At 64.3% G+C, this 24,852-nt stretch carries 21 protein-coding genes; 4 read left to right on the top strand and 17 right to left on the bottom strand.

The genetic code is table 11. The annotated features are described in order from the left end of the window. Positions 1-309: 309 nt before the first annotated feature. Positions 310-909 carry a chalcone isomerase family protein gene (locus AC1RDS_RS15400; protein WP_026435351.1) on the top strand — a complete coding sequence of 200 codons (600 nt, stop codon included), beginning with the start codon at positions 310-312 and terminating at the stop codon, positions 907-909. A 48-nt stretch (positions 910-957) separates the two neighbouring features. Here the strand turns inward: AC1RDS_RS15400 and gph are convergent, their stop codons facing one another. The 13 genes from gph to AC1RDS_RS15335 all read right to left on the bottom strand — a co-directional run bounded on the left by gph (position 958) and on the right by AC1RDS_RS15335 (position 18,142). Then, positions 958-1,659 carry a phosphoglycolate phosphatase gene (gene gph / locus AC1RDS_RS15395; protein ID WP_034711788.1) on the bottom strand — a complete coding sequence of 234 codons (702 nt, stop codon included), beginning with the start codon at positions 1,657-1,659 and terminating at the stop codon, positions 958-960. 49 nt (positions 1,660-1,708) lie between these two features. Continuing rightward, positions 1,709-2,494: a S1C family serine protease gene (locus AC1RDS_RS15390; RefSeq protein WP_238323188.1), complete on the bottom strand. Its 786-nt coding sequence runs from the start codon at positions 2,492-2,494 to the stop codon at positions 1,709-1,711. Then, positions 2,491-3,585 (bottom strand): nucleotidyltransferase domain-containing protein, encoded by a 1,095-nt coding sequence (locus tag AC1RDS_RS15385; protein ID WP_026435353.1) that lies wholly within the window; start codon positions 3,583-3,585, stop codon positions 2,491-2,493. Before AC1RDS_RS15385 ends, AC1RDS_RS15390 begins: the two co-directional genes overlap by 4 nt. Continuing rightward, a complete protein-coding gene (locus tag AC1RDS_RS15380; protein WP_034711791.1) occupies positions 3,585-4,517 on the bottom strand; it encodes an HprK-related kinase A in 933 nt (310 codons plus the stop codon). Before AC1RDS_RS15380 ends, AC1RDS_RS15385 begins: the two co-directional genes overlap by 1 nt. Then, complete coding sequence (locus AC1RDS_RS15375) at positions 4,514-4,870, bottom strand: HPr-rel-A system PqqD family peptide chaperone (protein WP_255346458.1); 357 nt, start codon at positions 4,868-4,870, stop codon at positions 4,514-4,516. Before AC1RDS_RS15375 ends, AC1RDS_RS15380 begins: the two co-directional genes overlap by 4 nt. Continuing rightward, on the bottom strand, positions 4,815-5,423 hold the full coding sequence (locus AC1RDS_RS15370; RefSeq protein ID WP_159433780.1) for a hypothetical protein: 609 nt from the start codon (positions 5,421-5,423) through the stop codon (positions 4,815-4,817). Before AC1RDS_RS15370 ends, AC1RDS_RS15375 begins: the two co-directional genes overlap by 56 nt. Positions 5,424-5,517: 94 nt before the next feature. Then, a complete protein-coding gene (prsT, locus tag AC1RDS_RS15365) occupies positions 5,518-8,295 on the bottom strand; it encodes an XrtA/PEP-CTERM system TPR-repeat protein PrsT (RefSeq protein WP_092698033.1) in 2,778 nt (925 codons plus the stop codon). A gap of 22 nt (positions 8,296-8,317) precedes the next feature. After that, entirely contained in the window at positions 8,318-9,679 is a 1,362-nt protein-coding gene (prsR, locus tag AC1RDS_RS15360) for a PEP-CTERM-box response regulator transcription factor (RefSeq protein WP_026435358.1), read from the bottom strand. Then, positions 9,676-11,769: an XrtA/PEP-CTERM system histidine kinase PrsK gene (prsK, locus tag AC1RDS_RS15355; RefSeq protein WP_092698034.1), complete on the bottom strand. Its 2,094-nt coding sequence runs from the start codon at positions 11,767-11,769 to the stop codon at positions 9,676-9,678. The genes prsR and prsK overlap by 4 nt, the downstream gene beginning before the upstream one ends. Before the next feature lie 23 nt (positions 11,770-11,792). Further along, the gene (locus tag AC1RDS_RS15350; RefSeq protein WP_492227130.1) at positions 11,793-13,187 is read right to left on the bottom strand and encodes a TIGR03013 family XrtA/PEP-CTERM system glycosyltransferase; all 1,395 of its coding nucleotides are present in this window, start codon (positions 13,185-13,187) and stop codon (positions 11,793-11,795) included. 146 nt (positions 13,188-13,333) lie between these two features. Continuing rightward, positions 13,334-14,965: an O-antigen ligase family protein gene (locus tag AC1RDS_RS15345; RefSeq protein WP_492227154.1), complete on the bottom strand. Its 1,632-nt coding sequence runs from the start codon at positions 14,963-14,965 to the stop codon at positions 13,334-13,336. A 347-nt stretch (positions 14,966-15,312) separates the two neighbouring features. After that, positions 15,313-16,518, bottom strand: coding sequence for a pyridoxal-dependent decarboxylase, exosortase A system-associated (locus tag AC1RDS_RS15340; RefSeq protein WP_348683044.1), 1,206 nt, complete (start codon positions 16,516-16,518; stop codon positions 15,313-15,315). Beyond that, positions 16,490-18,142: an acyl-CoA ligase (AMP-forming), exosortase A system-associated gene (locus AC1RDS_RS15335; RefSeq protein WP_348683047.1), complete on the bottom strand. Its 1,653-nt coding sequence runs from the start codon at positions 18,140-18,142 to the stop codon at positions 16,490-16,492. Before AC1RDS_RS15335 ends, AC1RDS_RS15340 begins: the two co-directional genes overlap by 29 nt. 103 nt (positions 18,143-18,245) lie before the next feature. Between AC1RDS_RS15335 and AC1RDS_RS15330 the strand changes: the two genes are divergently transcribed. From AC1RDS_RS15330 to AC1RDS_RS15320, 3 genes are read left to right on the top strand one after another with little or no spacing between them, the layout of a single operon-like run. Beyond that, positions 18,246-18,506, top strand: coding sequence for an acyl carrier protein (locus AC1RDS_RS15330; RefSeq protein WP_348683049.1), 261 nt, complete (start codon positions 18,246-18,248; stop codon positions 18,504-18,506). After that, positions 18,503-19,354 carry a hydrolase 2, exosortase A system-associated gene (locus AC1RDS_RS15325; protein WP_092698039.1) on the top strand — a complete coding sequence of 284 codons (852 nt, stop codon included), beginning with the start codon at positions 18,503-18,505 and terminating at the stop codon, positions 19,352-19,354. Before AC1RDS_RS15330 ends, AC1RDS_RS15325 begins: the two co-directional genes overlap by 4 nt. Then, on the top strand, positions 19,351-20,211 hold the full coding sequence (locus AC1RDS_RS15320; RefSeq protein ID WP_092698040.1) for a hydrolase 1, exosortase A system-associated: 861 nt from the start codon (positions 19,351-19,353) through the stop codon (positions 20,209-20,211). The genes AC1RDS_RS15325 and AC1RDS_RS15320 overlap by 4 nt, the downstream gene beginning before the upstream one ends. Positions 20,212-20,276: 65 nt before the next feature. On the opposite strand, the gene AC1RDS_RS15315 is transcribed toward AC1RDS_RS15320, so the two are convergent. From AC1RDS_RS15315 to AC1RDS_RS15300, 4 genes are all read right to left on the bottom strand, one after another. Then, positions 20,277-21,326 (bottom strand): GNAT family N-acetyltransferase, encoded by a 1,050-nt coding sequence (locus tag AC1RDS_RS15315; protein ID WP_244273656.1) that lies wholly within the window; start codon positions 21,324-21,326, stop codon positions 20,277-20,279. Positions 21,327-21,348: 22 nt separating this feature from the next. Next, positions 21,349-22,671 (bottom strand): UDP-glucose dehydrogenase family protein, encoded by a 1,323-nt coding sequence (locus AC1RDS_RS15310; protein ID WP_092698041.1) that lies wholly within the window; start codon positions 22,669-22,671, stop codon positions 21,349-21,351. An 83-nt stretch (positions 22,672-22,754) separates the two neighbouring features. Beyond that, positions 22,755-23,120: a DMT family transporter gene (locus tag AC1RDS_RS15305; protein ID WP_092698042.1), complete on the bottom strand. Its 366-nt coding sequence runs from the start codon at positions 23,118-23,120 to the stop codon at positions 22,755-22,757. Further along, positions 23,117-24,565, bottom strand: a complete 1,449-nt coding sequence (locus tag AC1RDS_RS15300) for a UbiA family prenyltransferase (protein WP_092698053.1) — start codon at positions 24,563-24,565, stop codon at positions 23,117-23,119. The genes AC1RDS_RS15305 and AC1RDS_RS15300 overlap by 4 nt, the downstream gene beginning before the upstream one ends. Between the last annotated feature and the right edge of the window lie 287 nt (positions 24,566-24,852).

Below are 24,852 nucleotides of genomic sequence, written 5' to 3'. Positions count from 1 at the left end.
AGAGAAGGGTCGGGCGCCGCTGTTCATCGGCGGGCTCCAGGCGGGGCCCAGACTGCACGCCGGGAATGAACCCAGGTGCCATCAGGTGTTCAGGCAGACAGGCCGACGCCAGGGCCAAGCTCCCCGGTCGCTGCGACCTGTGATGAACACGTGGTGTATGAACATGCCCAAAGTGTAGCAAAGGTCCTTGACCCCATGGAGGGCGCTGCACCCATTCACAGGACACAACCTCTCGAAAACCCTGTGGTGACAACCAGCGCTTCTTGCAACAATTAGAAACGAACGATCGTTCACTTCCAGGAGCCCTGCATGAAATTCCTCCATCGATGCGCCTTGTCGGCCGGTGCGTTTGTCAGTGCCTGTTGCATGGCGGCCAGCGCAACGGCCCAGCCCGTCACCGTCGCCGACGTGAAATACGAAGAAACCAGTGTGGTCGCAGGCAGCACCTTGCAACTCAATGGGGCGGGCGTGCGCTACAAGACCGTTTTCAAGGTTTACACGGCCGGGCTGTACCTGGAAAAGAAGGCATCGACCACGCCGGAAGCAACCTCCGTTCGCGGGCCCAAGCGCCTGAGCATCACCATGCTGCGCGAGATTGACTCTGCCGAGCTGGGCAAGCTGTTTTCACGAGGGATGGAAGACAACATGGACCGGGCCGCATTCTCCAAGCTGATTCCCGGCGTGCTGCGCATGAGCCAGATCTTTTCAGAGCACAAGAAACTGCAGGCCGGCGACCAGTTCATGATCGACTGGATTCCCGGGACGGGAACGGTCATCACCGTCAAGGGCAAGCCCCAGGGCGAACCCTTCAAGGAACCCGAGTTCTTCAATGCGCTCCTGAGTATCTGGCTGGGCCACGTACCCGCGGACTGGAAACTCAAGGACGCCTTGCTGGGCAAGCCTGCCTGAGTCCCGCGGACTCACCAGCCCCCCAACCTTCACGCTCCGCCAGGCCACTCAGGCCAGCAGCAGTTCCAGCGAGTCCACGTAACCGTCCGCATCCACGGCCTGCACCGGCAGGCCGTGGTTGTAGCCGTAGGTGACCAGCACCACGGGGCAGCCGGCGGCGCGAGCGGCCTGCGCGTCGTTGGAAGAATCACCCACCATCAGCGTGCGGGCGGGCTCGGTCTGCAAGGCCTCACAGGTTTTCAGCAGCGGCAACGGGTCGGGCTTCTTCCTGGCAAAACTGTCGCCACCGAACACCTGCTCAAAATAGCCGTCCAGCCCCTTGGCACGCAGGAGGGGCAAAGCAAACGCGGCCGGTTTGTTGGTCAGGCAGGCCAGCCGCAGGCCGGCCTGGCGCAGGGCCTGCAGACCCGCCACCACGCCGGGATAAACCTGCGCATAGTCGCCGTTGATGGACAGGTAGTGCTGCTGGTAGCTGGGCCAGGCACGGGCGTAGAACGCGTCTACTTCAATCGCTGTTGGCGCTTTACCTGCCTGGTCTAGAACGTGATGGAGCACTGAACGCAGCAAATGCTCGGAGCCCTTGCCCACCATCTGTTCTATGGCCGGCGCGGCAATCGCCGGCAACGCCAGGTCGCTCAGCATGCGGTTCAGGGCCTCGGCAAAGTCACCCAGGGTGTCCACCATGGTGCCGTCGAGGTCGATGATGGCGGCGTCCAGGGTGGCGTGGTTCGATCCAATAGAGTTCAGCATGGGCCGGCAGGGTTCGAGACAAAGCGCAGGATGTTACTGCGCCACGCGTTCATCTGCCGGAGTGCCGCGCCATCAACTCCAGCACATAACGGCTCGGAATCGCGTACGAAATGCCCGAGGGCTGGCTCATGGCCGATTCGCGCGTGCTCTTGACCAGCACCATGTTGATGACGCCCAGCACGGCACCGTTGCGCGGATCGAACAAGGGGCCGCCGCTGTTGCCAGGGTAGGCCGTGGCATCGAGCTGAAACACCTGCAATGGCCCGGCGCGCAGGCTGCGGATGGCGCGTTCGCTGAGCTGCTGCCCCGTCGGGCTGGGCAAGGCCATGGTGGTGATGGACGAAACGGTGGCGCGGTGGGTGACGCTGGAAAAACCCAGCACCCCGCCAATGGGGAAACCCATGAAAGCCAGATCGTCGCCCTCGCGCACCGACTCCGACACCACCACGCTCAAAGCCGCCGCAGCCGGCCCATCGATCTGCAGCAGGGCGAGATCATGCTCTGGGACGCTTTCCAGCACCCGCGCGGGACGCATGGTCCAAAGGCTCGCTCCCGCGCGCAGCTGCACGACCAGCGCCGGTCTGTCGGCCCCTGTGGCGCCGATGGCAGACACCACATGGGCATTGGTCACCACGCGCAAGCCGTCGCCCACCACGAAGCCGGTACCCACATAGCGAAACCGCGGCGTGTCGGTCGCCTGGTAGGTGCCCACCAGCACCACGGCAGGCTTGACCCGCTCCACCGTATCGGGCAGCTGCGCCAGTGCGCTGCTGCTCCATGCACCGTGGAACAGGAGCACCAGTGCCCAGCGCATCCACCAGCGTGTGTGGTTCATGGTTTCTCCTTGGGAAAGAGGCCGCGCAGCGTCTTGCGCAACAGGTGCGGCAGCAGCAGATGCGGCGGCATGCGCAGGCGGTGACCGTGCAGGTAGAGCGTGCTGCGCGCCAGTGGCGTCCACGCATCCGCAGTGGAGGCGTGGTCGGGCCGCAGCATGCGCAAATACAGGGCATCGCGCAAGCGATGCATCCAGGCCTGCTGGCCCACGCTGCCCGCCAGCGCCGCCACGGCGCCTGGCGGCACGGGGGTGTCCATGATGGTGTGCGCATAGCGCAGCGCATGGTGCAACGGCCACTGCAAGTCCAGCTCTGCCGAGCGCGCCAGCAGGCCTGGCCAGAAGCCGGGCACGGCAGCAAACTCGCGCAGCAAGGCGTCAAGGTCCACCACGCCCCTGAATCCGTGCGCGAAGTCGCTTTCGTGGAAAAGGTGGGCGGCACTGTGCAGCACCATGTCGGACGGTGCAAGCACGCACACGCCCGGCTGACCGGGCAGCGCCTGCGCCGCCTGCAGCAGGCGCTGCGTGCTGGGCCGGGCCCTGGCGGTGGGAGGCACCAGGGCATGGTGCACATCCAGTATCGTGCCGCGGCGCAGGTGCCGCAGCGGCGGCAGCTCGTGCATCCAGGTGCGGTAGTAGTGCTGGTCGTAGGCGTCGCGGTTGGCATGCACCCAGCCGGCCATCATCAAGGCGGTTTCCACGTCGGCCAGGCGCTCGCGCGGCACCAGAATGTCCACGTCCGAAACCATGCGCCCCAGTGATGCCTGCAGACCCGCCAGGGCGTAGGCGCCGCCTTTGAGCAGCACCACGGGCAGGCCTGCTGGCTGCAGGGCACGCGCTATCTGCGCCACCTCGAAGCGCAGCTCGCGCTGCTGGCGTGTCGCCAGGGCCAGTGCCGATGCCAGGTGCGGGCGCGGTGCAGGGGCCACGGCGTCCCACGCGCCGTGGGCCTGCGCCAGTGCGGCAATGCGCGCCAGCACGTCGGCGCGGCGCGCTTGCCGCACCACCACATCCCATTCGGGCAACGTCAACCGGCTGGGCTGCGGCGCCGGACCCAGCAGGTTCAGCAGCGGCTGCATTGCGTTGCCCTGCATCAAGAATCCCCCATGGACGGCGGTTGCAACGCGTCGAACCAGGCCAGGGCCTGGTCGAGCTGGCTGTAGCGCAGATCAAAGCTGTCGCAGGCATCGACCAGCCGGACCAGGGCCTCGAAGCCTGCACGGCCGTGTACGTGCTGGTTGAAGCTGTTGCGCGCCAGCTCCACCACGGTGGTGGCTCTGGTGCGCGCCTGCACCTGCAGCGTGGCGCCGCGCTCGTACCGGGGAAAGACCACCCAGGCAGGCAGGGCGCGTTCGTCGGCGCGGGCCAGGCTCTCTGGCTGCACCTTGAGGTGGGCGACCGTGCCTTTTTGCGTATCGTGCGCCACCGGCCCCAGGACGCAGCCGGGTGCACGATCGCGGATCACAGCGATGGAATCGTTCTTGAGGCTGATGGGCCGCGGCGAAGGCACGACCCAGCCACTGCCGGGCTCCAGCAGCGTCAATTCATCGGACAGCAGGCGCCAGCCATGGAGCATGAGGGCCGCGCACAGCGTGCTCTTGCCCGCGCCCGGTGGCGCCGGCAGAACCACGGCGCGCCCGCCCCTTTCCAGCACCGCCGCATGCAGGCTGATCCACTGATGGCAATGGCTGGTCACGCACCAGTTCAGGCCCCACTCGAAAAGTGCAAAGGCCTCGCCCTGCGCCAGCGGCGTGAAAGGTTGGCCTCCATCCAGCTCAAAAAAGCACAACGGGCGAAACCATGGGCGACGCGGCTGCACTGCCACATGAAAGTCGCTGAAACCGCCCCCGTCCAGCGGGGCCAGCGGGTGGTCTGCATAAAGGCGTTCCAGCCCCTCGGCCACCACGGTAATCCGGCTGCGCACCCGCACCACAAAGGGCGGAATCACGATAGCCAGGCCGTCTCCACCCAGCAGCCTGCCGAGCTGGAGCCTGGACAGTGAAGACAACAGGGGTTGGGTGTTCACGCGCCGCAGGGTTCGATAAAACCCAGGAATTCGAATTCACGCAGCATCCTGTCCACGCTGCAAACATCTTCCCAAGCAGGCGCCTCACCCAGCAGCGTCCGGGCCAGGCTCTCGGCGCAAGACTGCGGCACCGTCAACAGATGGCGCAGCACCTCGCCCGCCATGGGGCTGAGCGCATGGATATCGCCACTGGCTTCGTCGTACACCACAGCGCCGTCGGGCCACAGCTGCAGCCCGTAGTCTGCGCGCCGTGGGCAATGCCAACGCGTTGCAGGTCCACCCGGCGAGGGTCCCGCATCAGCCGTAACGGCGCGCACCGTAGATGGTTTCAAAATAGGCGGTGGTTTGTGCATAGTCCCACTGGGCACCGGCAAACGGACTCCAGTTGCCGCGCCCGTTCCAGATGGCATTGCATTGCGCGGTGGAGAGCGCCAGCACGTCGCGATCATCGTGGAATTCGAGCGCTGTCAGATAGGCCGCCACCACATAGCGGGCCAGCACAGTATCGCGGTCATGGCCCTCGTAGCCCAGCACATCGCCCAGCGTCACGCGGCGCCCATATCTGCCTTCGGGATTGGCGGCAAACCCGCATTCCTGAAATTTCCTGGTCTTGAGTTCGCTCTGCCTGACTTGCCACTCTGCTGGCGTGCGAACTTCGCAATCGGTCTTGTAGCGGGCATTGCTGACCCGCCCCTGGTTGGCTTGCAGCGACGCAAAGGCCGATGTGGTCACACCACGGCCCTGGCCGCCACCCGTGGCTCCGGCCAGAACGGTGTTGCTCTTGAGCGCCATGACCACGGGTGCGGCGCTCAGACCCGCACGAACCATCTGACGGCGGCTGACTCCGTGGGCATCCTTGCCTGGTGCCGCGCCAGACGGTGTCGATGGGGTTTCGGGTGTTTTCATGGCTGCCTCCAAAGCAGTTCAATTTGTCTCGCTGGCGATACCGCGTTTCACCAAGGCTCCCAAGCCGATCGCCCGTCCAGCGCGCAACGGCGATTCACAATGTTTTCTTGAGGCGGTCCACCTCGGCCTGGGCAGAAAACTTGTCTCCTGCCGCACTGAGCTCGTCGAGCAAGGCACGGGCAGCATCCTTGTTGCCCGCCTTGATCTGTATTTTGGCCAGGTTCAACTTGAACGCCAATACTTGCGGCTGCAGCTGAACCACCTTCTTCTGCAATTCCACGGCGCGCTCATGCTGGTTGGCGGCAGACAGCAGCATGGCCCAGGTATCCATGAACGCGGGTTGATTGGGTGCCAGGGCATTGGCACGTTCGACATCGGTCAGGGCACCGTCTTGGCCGAGCTGGCCCTTGATCCAGGCCAGATTGTTCAAGGCGGCGGCGTTGTTGGGCTGAAGCGCCACCACGCGCTCGAACTGGCGCAGGCTCTCTGGCAACTCATTGAGGGTGAGAGCCCGGGTCCCCAGGTAGAAGGGGAAGGCAGCATCCTTGGGCTGGGTGCGCAGCCACTCGGCCGCCCATCGGTCGGCTTCGGGTTTCTTTCCGGCCGACAGCAGCACGTTATGCAGCCGCATCGCCAAATCCGGGCTGGCCACCTGCTTGAGCCCCGCGCGCAAGGCCTCTGCGGCCTTGTCCCAGGCCTTGCCGGCTGCGTGGATCTCACCTTCGAGCACGTAGCCTACCGCCTCCTTGGGTCTTTGCTTTTGCACCGTGCGGCTGATGGCCAAGGCATCGCCGGGCTTTTGCACCGCCATCGCCAAACGGACCTGTCCTTGCTGTGCCTCCAGCGAATTGGGTTCAATCTCCAGCGCCTTGCGCAGGTTCTGGCTGGCCGCGGCACGGTCGCCCGCCACCAGGTTGGCACGGGCCATGCGCAGGTAGGGCAGGGACGACTGCGGCTGCAGCGTGGCCATGCGGTTGAAGCTGGCCTGCGCCTGGTTGTGTTCGCCGTTGGCCGACTGCGCGCGCCCCAGGACATCGAGCAGTTGCACATTGTCAGGCAGTGCGGCCACCGCTTGCTGCGCCACCGTCAGCGCATCTTTCGGCTCGCTGTTGCGCAGGTGGTGCTCCGCCAGAAGCAGGCGCGGAATGGGGCTGCTGGGCGCCGCATCAATCACCTTGCGCAAAAGATTCGCCAGCTCCGACTTGTCCGCGCCATTGGCCGCACGCAGCTCCACCAGCGCCAGATGTGCTTGCACATTGCCCGGCTGCCGCTTGATCGCGGCCTCCAGGCGTGCGCGCGCATCGTCTGGCCGCTTGTCGGCGTTGTCGAGCACTGCCAGCACGCCCACCGCAGGAAAATAATTGGGATCGATCTCGAGAACCCGCTCCATGGCCTTGCGTGCACCGGCGGTGTCATGTTGGAGCAACAAGGCGCGGCCACGCAGGAAGACGGGCAACACGTCCGCTGGACGTTTTTTTTCCAGCGCATCAATGGCCTTGAGGGCCTGCTCCACCTTGCGCTCCTGCAGCAGGGCATTGATCAGGGCCATGTCTGCCACCACACCATCGTCAGATGCCGCAATGCTCTGCAATTCCCCCAGCGCGGCATCGCCCTGCCCCGATGCCAGGCGGCTGACAGCCAGGGATGTGCGTTTGACCGGGTCTTTCGGATCCAGACTGGACGCCCGGGCGAAGTAGCGCTGCGCGCGATCGACCTCGCCGTGGAGCATATATACCTGCCCCGCCAGGGCCACCATGCCGGGGTCGCGGTCGTTGCGATCGATATCGGCCGGCAGTGCCGACAATGCCTTGTCCAGCCGGCCCAGTCGCACATAGGCCGTCACCAGGCCGCGCCGGGCCATGGGCAGCCCGGCCTCCAGCTGCAGGGCCTTGGCCAGCAGGGCCTCGGCCTGAACGTAGGCACCCAGGCGCAGCTCCGCCATGCCGGCCAGCTCAAGCGCCCGAAAATTGTCGGGAGTGAGGCGCATCAGCTTCTGCGCGTGTTCCTGTGCTGCCTTGAAATCATTTTTTGCGTAGGCCAGCATGGCTTGCAAATACAAGGTCTGCGGCTTTCCGGGCGCCGCCTGTGCCAGCCTCTTCAAGGCGCCAGCGGCGGCCTCTGTCTTGCCTTGCAGCAACAGCAGCTGAACAACCGCGGCCTGTCCCTCCTTGTAGGAGGGATGGACCTGAAGCGCATCCCGGTACGCAGCCATCGCCGCATCCATGTCGCGCTTGCCATAAAGCAGCAAATCACCACGCAGCTTGAGCGCCTCGCCGGCGGCAGCAGACTGCCGGGGAATCTTGTCCAGCCCCTGCAGCGCAGCATCCACATCGCCGCGCTGGGCACTGGCACGGGCCAGCTCGATGAGCGCAGGCGCATGGTCGGCCTTGGCCTTGAGCGCCTCATCGATGCTTGCGCGGAACTTGTCTTCCTCGCCCTGGCGCAGCCAGGCAATGGCCACGGTGGTCTTGAGACTTGCCTGCGCTGGGGCACTGGCCAGCTGCAGGCCGGCATAGTCGGTCGTGATCTTGCGGTCCTGTCCGCCCAGCCACAGGGCTTCGGCCAGCTGCGGCACCACTTCGTCCGGGGATGCCCCCAGATCCTGTGCCTTCCTGAACTCGGTTTCAGCGCCCGCAATATCACCCGAAAGCTGCAAGGCCTGGCCCAGCAGGAGGCGTGCCTTGGCGGAGTCAGGATGGTCCTTCAGCACATTCTTGAGCTGGATGATGGCCGCTGGCGCATCATTGCGCGCCAGGTAGCCCTGCGCCGACGCCATGAGCGCATCCGGATTGCCGCTACCGCAAGCCGAGACCAGCAAGGCCGCAGCAAGCGTGGCGACAGGAACCATGGAACGCAAAAGGGGAGCCTTCATGGACGTTCTCCATAAAAATGGTTCAGGGCTTGAGGCCCAGCCGGTGCATCAGGTCGTACAGCGTGGGACGGCTGACACCGAGCAGGTCGGCCGCCTTGGCCACCGTTCCGTCCGCCCGGGCAAGCGCTGCAATCACCGCCCGCTGCTCGGCCGCCTCGCGCGTCACGCGCAGGTCCAGTGATCGATCCCCCTCTGCGCCATCGGCGCCGGCCAGCCCGACATCTTCGGCAGTGATCTGATGGCCATCGGCCATGATGGTGGCCCGCTTGATGCAATTTTCGAGCTCGCGGATGTTGCCCGGCCAGGGGTGCGCCTCGATCGCACGCAGCGCATCATCGGCCAGCGTCAGGTTGCGACGGTGCTCCTGACCAAACCGGCGCACGAAGGCGTGTGCCAGCAATGCAGCATCGCCCACCCGCGCGCGCAGGGGCGGTATCTCCACCACGATTTCCGCCAGGCGGTAATAGAGGTCTTCTCGAAACCGCCCCTCTTTGACGCATTGCGCAAGGTTCTGATGGGTTGCACACACAATGCGCACATCGACGGCAATTTCCTGGCGCCCCCCCACACGCTCGACGACACGCTCTTGCAGGAACCGCAGCAGCTTGGCTTGCAAGGCCATGGGCATGTCCCCGATTTCATCGAGCATGAGCGTGCCTGCGTGCGCTGTCTCGATCTTGCCCGGCGTGGTCTTGGCAGCGCCTGTGAAAGCCCCTTTTTCGTAGCCGAAGAGTTCGCTTTCGAGCAGGTTTTCAGGAATGGCTGCGCAGTTGATGGCCACGAACTTGCCATTCCTGCGGTGGGACTGCTGGTGCAGGCCGCGCGCCAGCACCTCCTTGCCCGTGCCGCTTTCGCCCAGCAGCATGACAGAGGCATTGGTGTTGGCGACTTTCTCGATGGTGCGGCAAACGCGCAGCATCTGCGGGTCGCGGGTCAACAGGCCCGCCAGCGCATCGGGTGTCTGCATCGCCTGCAGCCGCTTGTTCTCGGCTTGCAATTGGTGCAGCCTGAAGGCACGTTCCACGCCCAGATGGAGGACTTCAGGCTCAAACGGTTTGGCCAGGAAATCGTAGGCCCCCATGGCAACGGCCTTGAGCGCGTTGGACTGGTCATTTTGCCCGGTCAGCACGATCACCTTGATGTCGGGATCCGCGCCAAGAATCTGCTCCAGCAGCTTGAACCCCTCGGTGACCGAGTCGGCATCGGGGGGAAGACCCAGGTCCATGGTCACGACAGCTGGCGCGTGCCGGCGCAATTGCGCCATGGCGCTTTCGCGATCATGGGCGGTGACGGATTCAAAACCATCCAGCGACCATTTGATCTGCTTTTGCAGCGCCAGGTCATCCTCAACAATCAGCAGAGGCTGCAACTTGTCCGGGCTCATGCCCCCTCCTGTGGATGTAAACCGAAATCACGACCGATCTCAAACAAGGGAAGCAGCAGACGCACCACGGTTCCCTGGCCTACCTTGCTGTCCACGGAAACCTTGCCGCCGAGCTCCTGCACGTACTGGAAACTTTCGTAAGTTCCAATCCCCATGCCCGCCTCCTTGGTGGTCTGAAACGGCTTGAACAGACGCGTCTGGACAAACTCCTCGGTCATTCCCTGGCCCTCGTCTCCCACTTCGACACGGGCATGGCTACCGAAACGATCCACTTTCACCCATACCCGGTCATCGGCATCCGTAGCGTCGAATGCGTTGTGCACCAGGTGTCCGATGATGCGCTCCAACCGGTCAGCCTGTCCACGGGTAAAGATCTGGGGCGCGACCTCCAGTTGCACGGTGCGCCCGTGGCGCAAGGCATTGGCCGCCAACCGCTCAGCGATCTTGCACAGGTCCACGCCCACGGTCGTATCGCCGGGCGCGGCGTCTCCGCGCAATTGCAGCATCAGCTGGCGCATGCGATCCAGTGAGTTCTCGACCGTCATCAACATGTCGGCCTGGAACTCCGGGTTGTGCTGCAGTCGCTTCGCGTTCTTGACCATGAGCGACAGCTGGGCAACGATATTTTTCAGATCGTGCACCACAAAGGCCGACATGCGATTGAACGCTTCAAATTTGCGCGACTCCAGCAGCGCCTCGGTGGCCTGTATTTGCGCAAGAAAGCTCGCAGCCTGGCGTCCGGCAGTTTTCAAAAGATCGGTGACTTCCCAATTGACGTCCACCCGCGTACGCGGACTGGCCAGCAACACAAAGCCCAGCAAATCCGGGCCTTGCCACAGCGGGACCAACAGCCAGGCCTGCGGGTACTCGGCCAGCCACTCGGGCAAACGCAAATCGCGGTAACGCTCGGGCGAAGCGCGGAGCTCCTCCAGATTGACCACCCACCCGGTGGCGCGCATGAAGGCAGGGAGTTCTGCATTCTTGTCCAGGGTCTGGGTCGTGGAGGCCAGATTCCACCGGGCCACCTGCCGGTACTGGTCGTCTTCCGGGCGCAGCAGCCACAACGCGCCCGCGGGACTCTCCAACATATCGGCAAGGCCCCGCACCACGTTCTGGCCCGCCTCCTGGGGGTGCGCCTGGCTTGACAGCGTGGCGGTGAACTTCAGCCATTCGTCGCGGTAGTCAAAGCGGTAGCGAAAAAAATGCTTGCCCAGAAAGACGCGCAACTTGGCGCGCAAAGAGCCCGAAAGCGCCAACGCCAACGCCAGCACCAGGCCCACAAAAACCAACCCCAATTGCAAGGCGCCGCCCCATTCACCACCAAAATAGCGCACGTAGTAACCAACACCCGCCATAAAGAGCAGGTACAGCCCCACCAGCGCCAGCGTCGCGGAGTGAAATACCACCTTGCGCGAGACGCGTATCTTGGCGATCCAGTTGCGGTGCCGCGTAGTGGCCAGCAGCAGAAACGGCACCATCAGCGCGTGCACGAACGGCCTGGCAGCAAAGGCATCAGGGTCCACCCCCTGAAAAAGCACACCTTGGGAAAACAGGTACAGGTCAAACAGGAAGGTGCCCGCCAGTCCCAGGCAAACCGGTTTGGCGCTCCACAGCGAATCGTCAGGAAGATTGCGGAACAATTGCTCCACCAGAACCAGTCCGCCAAGCGCCAGGAACACCATGAGAAACAGCTGCCCCACCACCCCGGCCAGGACACTCATGATCACAATCAACGCGGGCACACCCAGCAAGCCCGCCGACGCAAACCCAGGCAACCACCGATACCACGGGCCATGCACCACACCCGCATCAGGCTTGAAAAAAAGGGCCAGAAAGACACCCCAGCAGAGATAGCGCAGCAAGTCGGCCGACTGCGCCGCCAGCCACCACGCAGCGCCCACTGTCAGCGCCAGCAAGCTGAAGCCACTCCAGATCACCGTCAGCAGTGCAGCCGCCAGCATTGCCACACCAATGCGATTGACCGGCACACGCAGATATTCCTGGCGGAGCAAGCGCAGTGCCAGCAAGGCGTAGGCCCCTGCCGACAAAGTCAAGCCCCAGTAAGCCAGGGCAGTTTCACTGTTGTTCATGGCGATGCGAGGTGGGCCGATTTTTACTGCGCACCTTTGCCCGTCAGAACCACACCCACCGTTTCGAAAAGAATGACCAGATCAAGAAACCAGGAGTGGTTTTTGACGTAGTAAAGGTCGTATTGCAACTTGTGCTGCGTATCCTGGATGGATGCCCCATAGTGATAGCGCACCTGGGCCCATCCGGTTAATCCTGGTTTGATGCCATGCCGCAATGCGTAGTAAGGAATTTCGAGCGTGAGGCGGTCCACAAAATAGGGGCGCTCAGGCCGGGGCCCCACCAGGCTCATGTCACCCTTGAGCACGCAAAACAGCTGGGGGAGTTCATCGATGCGCAACTTTCGAATGATTTTTCCAATGCGCGTGATCCGCGCATCTTTGGCACTGGCCCAGTGGGGGGTGCCGTCTTTTTCCGCATCATTGCGCATGCTGCGAAACTTGATCACATTGAAAATCCGGCCGTTGAGTCCGACGCGCTCCTGGCGATAGAGAACAGGCCCACCACTTTCGAGATAAATCAAGAGCGCCGTGACCAGCATCACGGGTGCGGAAATTAACAACAACACTATCGCCCCCACCATGTCAAACAGCCATTTGACGATCGAGCGCACCCATCCCTGCTTGAACCCGTCGCCAAAGATCAGCCATCCGGCAGACACCGCATCCAGGTGGATCTGCCCCAGAAACTGCTCGAAATGGGTGGCAATGTCGATGACCTGAATACCATTGAGCTTGCAATCGAGCAATTCACGCATCGGCATGCTCCCGCCGCGGCGCTCATTCAGGGCCACCACAATTTCATCCACACGGTGATTTTTCACCACATCGGTCAGTGTTTGCCCCGAGGAAAGAATGTTGCGCTCGGAAACGCTGTGTTCTTTTTCCTGGGGTCCGGAAAAATAACCGACCAATTCGATCCCTGGATCATTGGCCTGTAACGATTGACCCACGATGCACGCACGTGGTCCCGTACCAAACACCAGGACACGCTGGCGCGTGTACGACACAGGCAATATTTCGCCACCGAATAATCGAATGATCAGCAGCCCGCTGACGATCAACAGCAGTGCCACCAGTGCCTGTTCATTCTGGTAAGGGGACTGCAGCGGCAAGAGAAACAAGATCCCGCTGGCAATCGCCATCGAGAACAGAAAGGAAAGTACAGCCCGCGCCCGGACCTGACCCACGGTCAGTTTGCTGGGGCGCTCATACAGGCCAAGGGCGAAATTCACCGTGAGAATACCGACGGCCATCAACCCCCCTCGTACGACTCCCGAGGCGATCGCCACAACATTGAACATGCCCATTCCTGCCTGCATCGTCAACGAGACAATCAACGTGCCAACGATCAGCACCGAATACAGCATGACCTGCAACATGGTGCGTCGGTGAAAATAATGGCTGAAAATCTTGATCATTGCCACGCCCCGCCAAGTCCGATCGCCGGATGCCAAAATACATGCCAGTAAATCGCCCTCGCTCGGCAATTCATGCAACAAAACGTTTGCGCTGCATTCCAGTTATCGACATGTCAAAAGTTGCTTGACAACCCAATGAATCCAAGTCAACCACCACCTCCCGTCGGATTCAATACACGGTGGTTCAGTGATGGGTTGCGGACGAGGGGAGATACGATAAGCAACAGCCACAGCATAATGGATACACGTGGAATTTCAATGGTGCTAATTACCGCTCCAATCAGTAGGGTGGTAGCAATTGAAACTCCCACCACAAGGGCCAAAGCGTTTTGCCGGGCAGCACCTTGAGCGGCCAGCACCAGCGCCCCAACCGCCCATGCGGCCAGCACCACCCATCCCAGCAATCCACGCTCGATCAACAGTTCCAGCTGCATGTTGTCGATATGCCAGGGCAGGAAGTTCGCATGGGCGATGCTGCTCCAATGCCGCGGCCCTTGTGCAAAAGCTGCATTTTTGAGGATCTGCCGGCCCTGTGGATCGATCAGCTCCACCGCGTCCAGGCGCACAGGCGTCTTTGCCTGCACCACCGTGATCGAGAGCACACCTTCTCTCCAGGCAGAAAGGGCACCCTCCGGCACAAAAGCGGGGCCTTGCAAACGCGCTTCCAGCCAGCCGCCCGCGTCATCGCCTGACGCAAGCACACGGGGCATTTGCTCCTGACACCGGAAGGAGTACAGCAGATGCCGCTCACACAGCTGCACCTTCAGCAACGCGGACGCCCCGGCGTACCCGTGCAGGCGAACGCTGTAGGCGCCGCCCGGCGCCAAAGCCACGCGCTGGGCCAGCGCCAGTTCGCCCTTGACACCCGGTCGGGCAGGCCCCGAAAGCCACACCTGGGTGCGCCCACTCGTACCACGCACCCAGCGCACCTGGCCTGGCAAGGCGCCCTCCAGGGTCTGCGTGCTGTAATGCGCCGGCAACCGTCCCAGCCCCAGCCCAAGGACCCACTGGCCGGGCGTCTTCAATAAGTCCACACCGCGCTGCCAGTGGGCAAACCGCTGGTAGAGGTCCTGATCGGATCGGGCCAGCCGACCCGGCATGAATGAGCCGCCCAGCAAAACACCCAGCGCTTCCACCACCAAGGCCACCAGCAGGCACACCATTGCCCGCCGATGCCAGACAGAACCATCCGGCGCGACAAGGTGATATTTGTGAGCCAACACGGCCAGCGCAATCAATGCCAACGCCACAGACAGATAAACGCCGCGTGAGTACGTCATGAGAACCGCATAGATCGACACCAGCACCAGCGCCGCCGCAGCCCACCAGCGCCAGCCATGCGGTGCAATCCATGCCGCCCACCAGGCGAACGGCAATGCCAACGCCAGATAGACGTCGATGGCGCCGCCGCCGACATGCATCTCCCAGAACCAGGCCGTAATGCGATAGTGGTCGCTGAAATCCAGGCCACCCACGTAAACGCCGCGCTCCCACACCACCGCGGCGCAGACCAGTGCCAGCCCGGCGACCATGCCCCGCGCCAGCCGCAACGGGGCGCCCTCGCCCGCGCGGTACAGCACGGGCATCAGCAGCAGCCCCCACACCAGGCTCTTGGCCACACGCAGCGTATTGCCCGGCAAGTCGTAGTCCCCGTAAACCCCCTGGGCCCACAGGTCCGCCAGCAACGCGGTCCACGGCGCGGCGCCACGCGCATCGTCCAAGCCGCGCCACACGCCCAGGAGCAGCACCGGTGGCAGCACCCAGTACACCCAACGCATGCTGCGCGGCGTGCGGTGGATCACGGCGGCGGGTCTGCGCCATGCATCCAGGCTCCAGCGCAGGCAGGCGCCGCCCATGGCAGCAAGTATCAGCAGGTCGGATTCGTCCACCAGCCACCAGCCCGTCCAGGGCGCGAAACTGGCCACCGGCAAAAACGCTGGCAACATGAACCAAAGGTCGCCAGGCCGCCAGGCGGCCCAGGCCACGACGATGCACAGCACCGCCACGGCCAGAGCGGGCGCCACGGGGTGCTGCCCGGCGACCCCCAGGGCTGCCGTCGCGAACCATAAGCCGCACAAGCCCGGCATGCCCGCACGGACAGCGGCGGACGTTGAGTTGCCTGCTTCTACACCAGCACTTCGGGACATGGCGGATGCCCCAAAAAGGCCTGCGGGCTGGCCGTCGCGCCATAGGCCCCGGACTGGAACACCACAACCAGGTCGCCGGGCTGCGCCACGGCCAACTCCATCCGGTCGGCCAGTACATCCAGCGGTGTGCACAGCGGCCCCACGACACAGGCGATTTCGCGCTCGGGCGCCTGCAGCCGGTTGCCAATCACCACCGGGTAATTGCGCCGGATCACCTGGCCAAAATTTCCCGAGGCGGCCAGATGCTGGTGCATGCCGCCGTCGGTCACCAGGAACACCTGTCCACGCGAGACTTTGCGATCAATCACGCGCGCCACATAAATGCCCGCCTCGCCCACCAGGTAACGCCCCAGTTCCAGCACCAGCCGCGCCGCAGGCAGCGCACGCCCCAGGTCGGCCTGCGCCCGTGCCAGGGCATGGGCCACGGGAGCAAGGTCCAGCGCATGCTCACCCGGGAAATACGGTATGCCCCAGCCACCTCCGAGGTTGACGTGGCGCACGGGTGCGGGTGCATCCTGCGCCAGGCGCAGCACCAGGTCGAGCGAGCGGCGCAAGCTCTCTGCAATGACGTTGCCACGCAGGTTCTGCGAGCCCGGATAGAGATGAAAACCCTCGAACGCCACGCCGTGCCGCACCATGCCGCGCAACAAGGCCGGCACCTGCTCGGCGTCGATCCCGAAGGGCTTGGGGCCGCCACCCATGTGCATGCCGGCACCGCGCAATTCGAAATCCGGATTGACGCGCAGTGCCACGCGCGCCGGCCGCCCCAGTGCCTGCGCGGCATCGGCCAATACCCGCAGTTCGCGCGCCGACTCCACATGCAGCAACACCCCTGCGGCCACGGCCTGGCGCAACTCGGCATCGCTTTTGCCCGGCCCCGCAAAGCCGATGGACTGGACATCCGCGCCGGCATCCAGTGCCAGCTTGAGTTCGCCAGCCGAAGCCACGTCCATGCCATCGACCAGCGGGCGCACGAAGCCCACCAGGGCCGGCATGGGGTTGGCCTTGATGGCGTAGTGCAGGTGCACGCCCTGCGGCAGCACCTGCCGCACGGCTGCGATGCGCGCGGCGATCAGCGCACGGTCGTAGGCGTAAAAGGGCGTCTGGCCGACCCGCTCGGCCAGCAAGGACAGCGGCATGCCGCCGACCTGCAGTTCATCGCGGGAGGTGTCGAATCGATCCATATTCCTGTATCCAGCGTTGGCGGTCCAGCTTGCCATTGGGGCTGCGCGGCAGCGGCTGGCGGACCCAGTCCAGTGCTTTGGGCAGCATGTATGCGGGCAGATGCGCGCGGCAATGCGCCAGAAGGGCCGCACTGTCTGCGTCGGCGTTGCCGCTGGCCTTGGGCGAAGCCAGCAGCGCCGCGCAGATGGCGCTGCCCAGCGCCTCGTCAGGCACCGCATGCACCAGCGCTTCGGCCACCAGGCCGCTGGAATACAGCACCTCTTCCACCTCGGTGGGACTGACGCGGTAGCCCGATGTCTTGATCATCTCGTCGCGCCGGCCCACAAAATACAGGAACCCATCGGCATCGCGACGCACCGTGTCGCCCGAGTACACCGCCCGCTCCGGGGCACGCCAGTCGCCGCCGGCGGGCAGCAGGTCCGCAGGCCAGGGCCTGAAGCGCTGCACGGTCGCCTCGGGCTGCCGCCAGTACCCCAGGGCCACCAGCGGACCGCGATGCACCAGTTCGCCAGGCTCGTTGACGGCACACTCGCTGCCGTCTTCGCGCAGCACGCGCACCTCGGCGTTCGGTATCGCCCGCCCGATGGAATCGGGTCGCCGGTCCACCTCGTCGGGCGGCAGATAGGTGGAACGAAACGCCTCGGTCAGTCCATACATCAGAAAGGGCGAGGCTGCGGGCGCCAGATCGCGCAAGCGCTGCAGCGTGGCCCGGGGCATGCGCCCGCCGGTGTTGGCCCAATAACGCAGATGTTGCGCGGCACCGGCCGGCCAGTCCAGCGCCGCCAGCTGCATGTACAGCGGCGGCACCGCGGTCAGGCCCGTGACCCGCTCGCGCACCATGGCCTGCAATACATCGCGCGGCAACAGGTAGTTGAGCAGCACCACGCGCGCGCCCACCAGAAAGGCCGTGGTGAGCTGGCTGAATCCGGCGTCGAATGACAGTGGCAGCACTGCCAGCAAAGTGTCATCGGCGTGGTTGTGCAGGTAGCTGGCCACGCTGGTGGCACCGGCCACCAGATTGCGGTGCGACAGCACCACCCCCTTGGGCTGGCCGGTACTGCCGGAGGTGTAAAAAATCACCGCCACATCCATGTCCAGCAACCGGGGCGGCGCAACCGGCTGACTGGCCAGCACATCGGACCAGGCATGCACCCCAACGTGCGCCGAAAAAGCATCTGGAGCGGCCGGCAGGTGCCCATCACACAGCACCACGTGCCGCAGTCCGGGACAGCTGGCCAGCACCGGGGCCAAAACCGCCAGGCGCGCAGCGGATATCACCAGCACCTGCGCTTGCGCATCTTGCAGAATGTGCGCCACCTGCCCCGCCTTCAGCAAGGGGTTCACGGGCACCAGCACACCGCCTGCGGCAGGTGCGGCAAAGCTGGCCACCACGGTTTCCACCCGCTTTTCCAGGTACACCGCCACGCGGGCCCCGCGCTCCAGCCCCAGGGCCAGCAGGCCCGCCGTGCAGCGCTCCATCTGCGACTGCAGGTCGGCATACGACAGGTGCAAGCCCTCCACCGTCAAGGCCGTATGACCCGGCCAGCATGCAGCTGCCCGGGCCGGCAGCTCGTGCAGCAAGACGGGGGGCACTCCGCTGTGGAAATCCGACGCTTCGGGCATGTGGCGGATGGTAAGCCATTGCCATGCTGCGCAGTGCCCTGCCGCACGCAACCCGCGGCCTGCCTAGAATCCATCCGCAACCCCGCCACACACCATCCCCGCCATGAACCTGACCGAACAAGTCCTTCACGTGCTCGACAACGCACTCAGCCTGCGAGGTCGCACCGCGGGTTTCACGCGCGACACCCCGCTGCTGGGCGCCCTGCCCGAGCTCGACTCCATGGCCGTGCTGGCACTGCTCACCGGTCTGGAAAACCACTTCGGCATCACCTTCAACGATGACGACCTCCGTGGCACGGTGTTCGCCACCGTGGGCAGTCTGAGCGCCCTGGTGGAGCAGGGGCTGGCCCGGCAGGACCCATGAGCCTCCTCGGGCCTGTCCCCCTGCCACAGGCATTTTTCCTGCCGACCGGCTCCGGGCAGCGCTTTTGCCTGTTTCACCCTCCGCAAGGCGATGTCCAGCGGGGAGGCGTGCTGTACCTGCACCCGTTTGCCGAAGAGCTCAATGGCACGCGGCGCGTGGTCGCTCAGCAGGCGAGGGCGCTGGCGCAAGCCGGCTACGGCGTGCTGCAGATCGACCTGCTGGGCTGTGGCGACAGCGAAGGCGACTTTGCCGATGCCACCTGGCAGGCCTGGCTGCAGGACGCGCTGCTGGCCCACCGCTGGCTGCAAGAACACGCCAGGGGCCCGCTGTGGCTGTGGGGCCTGCGCGCCGGCGCCCTGCTGGCCACGGCGCTTGCGAGCGAGCTGGCCGATCCTTGCCATTTGCTGCTGTGGCAGCCGGCCATCCGCGGGCAGCAGCAGCTGCAACAATTTCTGCGCCTGCACACCGCCAGCCAGTGGCTGGGCAATGGCAACGCCAGCGGACCGCCGCCAGCGCACCTGCTCGACAAGGGCCAGTCCGTGGACATTGCCGGCTACACCCTGACCCCCACACTGGCGCAGGGTCTGGCTGCGGCGCGGCTGCAGCCACCACAGAAGCCCCCAGGTCGGCTGGTCTGGCTGGAGTTGTCAGCCCAGGCAGAGCCCATGCTGACCCCGGCCTCCGTCCAGCATCTCGCCCTTTGGCGCGACGCAGGCTGGGCGGTGTCTGCACTGGCGCTCACGGGCCCGCTTTTCTGGCAAACCGTGGCCCACGATGAAGCCCCCGCCCTGTTGCAGGCAACGCTCGACACGCTCCACGGGGCAGGCGCGCAGGGAAAGACGCCATGAACTGCCAAGAGCAACCCCTGGTCATCCCCGGCCCCCACGCGCAAGACATGCTGGGCATCGTCAGCCTGCCCGCACCGGGCACACCGCAGTCCACCACGGGCGTGGTGATCGTCGTGGGCGGCGCGCAATACCGTGCAGGCAGCCACCGGCAGTTCGTGCAACTTGCCCGATTTCTGGCTGCCGCAGGCTACCCGGTGTTGCGCTTTGACTTCCCCGGCATGGGGGACAGTCCAGGCGATCCCGTGCCCTTTGAAGACTCCGCCCCCCACATCGCCGCAGCCATCGACGCCTTGTGCAGCCACCCCGTGAAGGTGGACAGGGCCGTGCTCTGGGGCCTGTGCGACGGAGCCTCGGCCAGCCTGCTCTACCTGCAGGCCAGGCATGACCCGCGGGTGACGGGACTGGTGCTGCTCAACCCCTGGGTACGCTCCGACGCCGGACTGGCCCGCGCACAGGTCAAGCACTACTACCGCCAGCGCCTCCTGGAGCCCGCCTTCTGGCGCAAACTGGTCGCCGGCGGCGTAGGCTGGCAGGCGCTGCGTGGCCTGGGGCGCAACCTGCGCACCATGCGGCAGGAATCGCCCCAAACGATCACATTTCAAGAGCGCATGGCGCAGGGGTGGCAGGCGTTTCCTGGGTCCATCCTGCTGCTGCTGAGCGAGCGTGACCTCACGGCACTGGAATTCGTCGAACACGCGAACACCAGCAGCGGCTGGATCGGCTGGTCCCGAAAAGCCGCACTCATCCGGCACACACTGCCCCTGGCCGATCACACCTGCTCTGCCCCCCAGTCACAGCAATCCGTGCAGGCCCTGGTACGGGACTGGCTGGACGCGCTGGTACGCCCATCCACTTGAGCGCTTCATCGGTGGAAAAACCGATGACGGCTTTGAGCACCTTGGCTGAACGGAACCCTTCCCTTTTACGTTTCGCGAGATGCCCGTAAGTCCTTTTGTTTGGTCACAACCGGCAGCAGCCGGGCCATCCGCCCAATCCACGCCCCCGTGACATGCCGACCACCTGCCAATAAACCACGCAATCTGCGCCGATCGAACGCTACCAGCCCGACACGCTCGCGGCGCTGGGCCATCCAGTCGCGCTTGTAGGCGTCGTCACCGCTGAGATAGTCAACCTCCCGCACCCCATCCACGTCCATGGCATGCGCCATCAGTGCCGCCGTCAGGACCGAGCCGGGCGACAAGCGGTCCTGCCCCTTCACATAAGCCAGCTTGTAGATATTGGCCTTGCCACCATGCACCAGCCAGACCTGCGCTGCCAGGGGCTGCTCGCCCAGCCACAACACGCCCAGCCGCAACCAGCCTTCGTGCGCGGCGGTGCGCACCAGCCCTGGCATGAAGCCGGGACAAGGCTCCGGCGGCTTCCAGCTTTGGGCATAGACCGCCTGGTACGCGGCCAAAGCCCGGTCCACGTCGGTCGATGCACCGGTATGGATGTCGATGCGCCACGCCCCCGCACGGTCGAGCCGGCGCCGGCCCCGCTCCACACTGTGGCGCAGCGCAGATGGCCGCTGCTGCCAATACACAGCAAACCCGCCCTGCGGCACGATTTGGTAGTGGTTACCGAAACAAAAGAACCGGTCAGTCCAGTATCCGGCGGCTTGCAGCCCGCACTGCAGCGCCGCCAGCCACGCACTGTCGGCATCCAGCGGCTGCAGACGCAGCACGGCGCTGCCCGGCAGCTGTCGCAATGCCTTTGCAAACGCCTGCCACTGCTGGGCAGAAAGCTCGCCAACCGCTTGCGCCGAACCCACCGGGCCATAGAGGCAGCTGTAGTAGTTGCCCAGCGCAGCTAGCGGCTCGCCGGGCGCCTGCTGCATCAGGTGCAGGTGCGCAACCCCCGCCCCGGATGACACGGGCAGCGGACATGTCCAGTGCCGGTGGGGTGCCCGCTCGAAACCATGGGCCTGCAAATTGGCAAACCAGGCCTCGGTCTCAAACACGTCGCCGGGCATGCCGTCGCCCTGCCCTGTTCGTTCAGCGGCCGATGGCCAGGTAGTCGAACCCCTGGCTGCGCACCCAGGCGGGGTCGTAAAGGTTGCGGCCATCCACGATGAGCGGCTGCTTGAGCCGCGCCTTGAGAAGTTCAAAGTCAGGGCTGCGGAACTCTTTCCATTCCGTCACGATGACCAGCGCGTCCGCCCCCTCCAGGGCCTCGTTGGGTGTCTGCGCATAGCGGATGCGCGGCTCGTCGCCCAGCACGCGCTGTGCCTCCGACATTGCCACCGGATCGTAGGCGGTGACGGTGGCGCCAGCAGCCAGCAGGTCGGCCAGCAGCTCCAGACTGGGCGCTTCGCGCATGTCGTCGGTGTTGGGCTTGAACGCCAGGCCCCACACCGCAAAATGCCGGCCCGAGAGGTCTTCACCCAGCCGCTGCTTGATCTTGTGGCCCAGCACATGTTTTTGCGCGGCATTGGCGTCTTCCACCGCCGTGAGCACCTTCAGGTTCAGGCCTGCATCGGCCGCAGCGGTCTTGATGAGGGCTTTCACATCCTTGGGAAAACACGAACCGCCGTAGCCACAGCCCGGGTACAGAAAGTGATAGCCGATGCGCGGGTCTGAGCCCATGCCCTGGCGCACCATTTCAATGTCGGCGCCCAGCTTTTCGGCCAGATTGGCCAGCTCGTTCATGAAACTGATGCGCGTGGCCAGCATGGCGTTGGCGGCGTATTTGGTCAGCTCGGCGCTGCGGGCATCCGTCACGACCAAGCGATCACGGTTGCGCTGAAACGGCGCGTACAGCGCACGCATGAGCAAAATGGCCCGCTCGTCGGAGGCGCCGACGATGATGCGGTCCGGGCGCATGAAATCCTCGACCGCCGCGCCTTCCTTGAGAAACTCGGGGTTGGACACCACCGCATAAGGCGTCTGCGCGCCACGCTGGCGCAGTTCGTCGGCAATGGCGGCATGCACCTTGTCGGCCGTGCCCACAGGCACCGTGCTCTTGTTCACCACGACCTTGTAGTCGGTCATGAGGCGGCCAATATTGCGCGCCGCAGCCAGCACATATTGCATGTCGGCCGAGCCATCTTCATCGGGCGGCGTACCTACCGCAATGAACTGCAGGGTGCCATGCTGCACGGCGCGCGCCACATCCGTGGTGAAGTGCAAGCGGCCGGCCGCTACATTGCGCTGCACCATGTCCTGCAAGCCGGGTTCATAAATGGGGATCCCCCCCGTCTCCAGCACCCGGATCTTCTCCTGGTCGAGATCCAGGCACAGCACATCGTTGCCCACCTCGGCGAGGCAGGCCCCGCTGACCAGCCCCACATACCCTGTTCCGATGACTGTGATTTTCATGACGCCTCAATAAGAAACTGTGCCGCGCTGGCATGCCAAAAGGCATCATAGCGACGACGCCCCATCCAGCGGCCGGTGGATTTTCAGGACTGTGCCACCAGAAAAACCCCTGCACAAATCAGGGCAACCCCGCCCGCGCGCAACGGGGAAACCTGCTCGCCCAGAGCGAACCCCACCACCACCGTAAGGGCGAACCCCAGCCCGACGAGCGGATAGGCCTTGCTGACATCCCATTTCGACAGCACGCCCAGCCAGATGACGGCCCCCAGGCCATACAACACAAATCCCCCCAGCACATATTGGTTGGCCATCACCAAGACCAGATGGACCAGCGAATGCGGCTGCGCCATCGCATCCCGCACCCCCGGGTCCGACATGCCGGCCTTCAGCAAGAACTGCGCAGCCACCGACAGCACGACGCTCAGCAAGGCAATCGCAAAGGTGTTCATGGATAAAGTTCCCAAGTGAAAAAATGCGCTGCCATGGCTGCGGCGATCATGGCCAGCACCGTCAGGCGGCTGCCACGGTTCTTGAGGGCGTAGACAACCGGGTCATCGTGCATCTCACCGCGCGATGTCTTGATCCACAGGCGTGCCATCCAGTACACCAAGCCGATGGCCACGAACCACAGCATTTGCGGGGTGGCGTAGCGCGCCTGGGTCTCGGGCGCGCTGATGAACAGGCCGAACACCACCACGGCACACAGCGCTGCGCCAACCCCCAGTGGCCACAGCACCACCAGATCGCTTACCCGGTAATCGCGTCCACGGGTCGCACCCGCGCCGGCGTCTTTCAGCGACACCAGTTCCGCACAGCGCTTGACCAAGGCCAGGCTCAGAAATATGAATGCCGAAAAGGCCAGCAGCCAGGAACTGGTGATCGCACTGATCGCCACCGAGCCTGCCAGTATGCGAATGGTGTAGAGAAGCGACAGCATGAGCACGTCCATCAACACGTATTCCTTGATCACCCAGCTGTAGAAGCTGGTCAATACCAGGTACGTCACCAGCATCCCGAGAAATCCTTGCGACACGACACTGGCCAGGCCAAGCGCCGACACCAGCGCGATGCCCGCCACCAGCAGCCCCTGCAGAATCGGCAGCGCGCCGCTGGCAAAGGGACGCAGGCGTTTGCGGGGATGCGCGCGGTCGCTTTCGAGATCCCACAGGTCGTTGACGATATAGGTTGCGGATGCGGCGAGGGAAAACGCCGCAAAGGCCAGCGCCATGCTGGCCAGCTTGTCCATGCGGGTGAATTCGAACGTGGTGAGCAGCGGAACGAACAGCAACAGGTTCTTGATCCACTGGTGTACCCGCAGAGCCCGCAGCCACACCGCCATGCTGCGGGCCTGCTTCGGGTACTCGCGCTCGATGGGCACTTCGCGCCGCACCTGGGCCGCTGTGCGGTGCGCCACACCCACCAGAATTGCCGCCTGGGCCTGCTGCCAGATCGGCAGATCGGCGTTGCAATCGCCGGCATAGACAAACGCCTCGCCCACTTGTGCCTGAATCGCCTGGAGTTTCGCCCGGCCCTTCAGGTTGTTGCCACCGTGGGTGGAAAGCACCTTGTCGAAAATCCCCAGGTGCCTTGCCACCCCCTGTGCGGTGGTGTGGTGCGCCGCCGTGGCAAGAACGATTTCCCGCCCCCTGGATTTCTCTGCGCGCAGGTACTCCAGCAGCGGTGTGCAATAGGGAATGTTTTCAGCGTCGAGGGTGACGCGGGACGCAATGGCCTCCTTGAACCCTGCCCGGCCACGCATCAGCCACAAAGGCAAGCGCAAAACGCTCCACGGAGAACGCTTGAGCAGCCGGACCAAGGACTCCAGCAAGGTGTCCGTGGGCGTCAGGGTGCCGTCCAGGTCCACGACCAGGGGCAAGTTCGATGTCTGGACCACACTCCCCTCCTCCATGAAGTGAAGCCCGTTGTAGCAGATAACCCTGCCAGCACCACACTCTTTTTACCCGCCACTACCAAAGTGGTATGGAAATAGCCAGAAGCTCTTTAAAACAAAGAGTTTACAGCTACTCAATTGATAGCAAACAACAGATGATGCAAGCACAGTGCAACCCGCCGCCCGAGCCCTGTGCCGTTGGCATTGCGCTGAAATGAGGCCCAAAGCGCATGTTTCTTGTTCCGGTTCACGCAAAAATGCTTGAAGATGTTTCTGTTGCATGGAGCAAT

The organism is Acidovorax sp. GW823-FHT02H02, assembly GCF_058797075.1.
Note: the sequence above shows the minus strand (reverse complement) of the source record. Positions and strands in the feature narration are given on the sequence as shown.

Bases quoted from the DNA above. Each gene is read 5' to 3' on its own strand.
- AC1RDS_RS15400 (WP_026435351.1), top strand. From the start codon at position 310: ATGAAATTCCTCCATCGATGCGCCTTGTCGGCCGGTGCGTTTGTCAGT.
- gph (WP_034711788.1), bottom strand. From the start codon at position 1,659: ATGCTGAACTCTATTGGATCGAACCACGCCACCCTGGACGCCGCCATC.
- AC1RDS_RS15390 (WP_238323188.1), bottom strand. From the start codon at position 2,494: ATGAACCACACACGCTGGTGGATGCGCTGGGCACTGGTGCTCCTGTTC.
- AC1RDS_RS15385 (WP_026435353.1), bottom strand. From the start codon at position 3,585: ATGCAGGGCAACGCAATGCAGCCGCTGCTGAACCTGCTGGGTCCGGCG.
- AC1RDS_RS15375 (WP_255346458.1), bottom strand. From the start codon at position 4,870: ATGCACAAACCACCGCCTATTTTGAAACCATCTACGGTGCGCGCCGTT.
- AC1RDS_RS15370 (WP_159433780.1), bottom strand. From the start codon at position 5,423: ATGAAAACACCCGAAACCCCATCGACACCGTCTGGCGCGGCACCAGGC.
- prsT (WP_092698033.1), bottom strand. From the start codon at position 8,295: ATGAAGGCTCCCCTTTTGCGTTCCATGGTTCCTGTCGCCACGCTTGCT.
- prsR (WP_026435358.1), bottom strand. From the start codon at position 9,679: ATGAGCCCGGACAAGTTGCAGCCTCTGCTGATTGTTGAGGATGACCTG.
- prsK (WP_092698034.1), bottom strand. From the start codon at position 11,769: ATGAACAACAGTGAAACTGCCCTGGCTTACTGGGGCTTGACTTTGTCG.
- AC1RDS_RS15350 (WP_492227130.1), bottom strand. From the start codon at position 13,187: ATGATCAAGATTTTCAGCCATTATTTTCACCGACGCACCATGTTGCAG.
- AC1RDS_RS15345 (WP_492227154.1), bottom strand. From the start codon at position 14,965: ATGCGTTGGGTGTACTGGGTGCTGCCACCGGTGCTGCTCCTGGGCGTG.
- AC1RDS_RS15340 (WP_348683044.1), bottom strand. From the start codon at position 16,518: ATGGATCGATTCGACACCTCCCGCGATGAACTGCAGGTCGGCGGCATG.
- AC1RDS_RS15335 (WP_348683047.1), bottom strand. From the start codon at position 18,142: ATGCCCGAAGCGTCGGATTTCCACAGCGGAGTGCCCCCCGTCTTGCTG.
- AC1RDS_RS15330 (WP_348683049.1), top strand. From the start codon at position 18,246: ATGAACCTGACCGAACAAGTCCTTCACGTGCTCGACAACGCACTCAGC.
- AC1RDS_RS15325 (WP_092698039.1), top strand. From the start codon at position 18,503: ATGAGCCTCCTCGGGCCTGTCCCCCTGCCACAGGCATTTTTCCTGCCG.
- AC1RDS_RS15320 (WP_092698040.1), top strand. From the start codon at position 19,351: ATGAACTGCCAAGAGCAACCCCTGGTCATCCCCGGCCCCCACGCGCAA.
- AC1RDS_RS15315 (WP_244273656.1), bottom strand. From the start codon at position 21,326: ATGCCCGGCGACGTGTTTGAGACCGAGGCCTGGTTTGCCAATTTGCAG.
- AC1RDS_RS15310 (WP_092698041.1), bottom strand. From the start codon at position 22,671: ATGAAAATCACAGTCATCGGAACAGGGTATGTGGGGCTGGTCAGCGGG.
- AC1RDS_RS15305 (WP_092698042.1), bottom strand. From the start codon at position 23,120: ATGAACACCTTTGCGATTGCCTTGCTGAGCGTCGTGCTGTCGGTGGCT.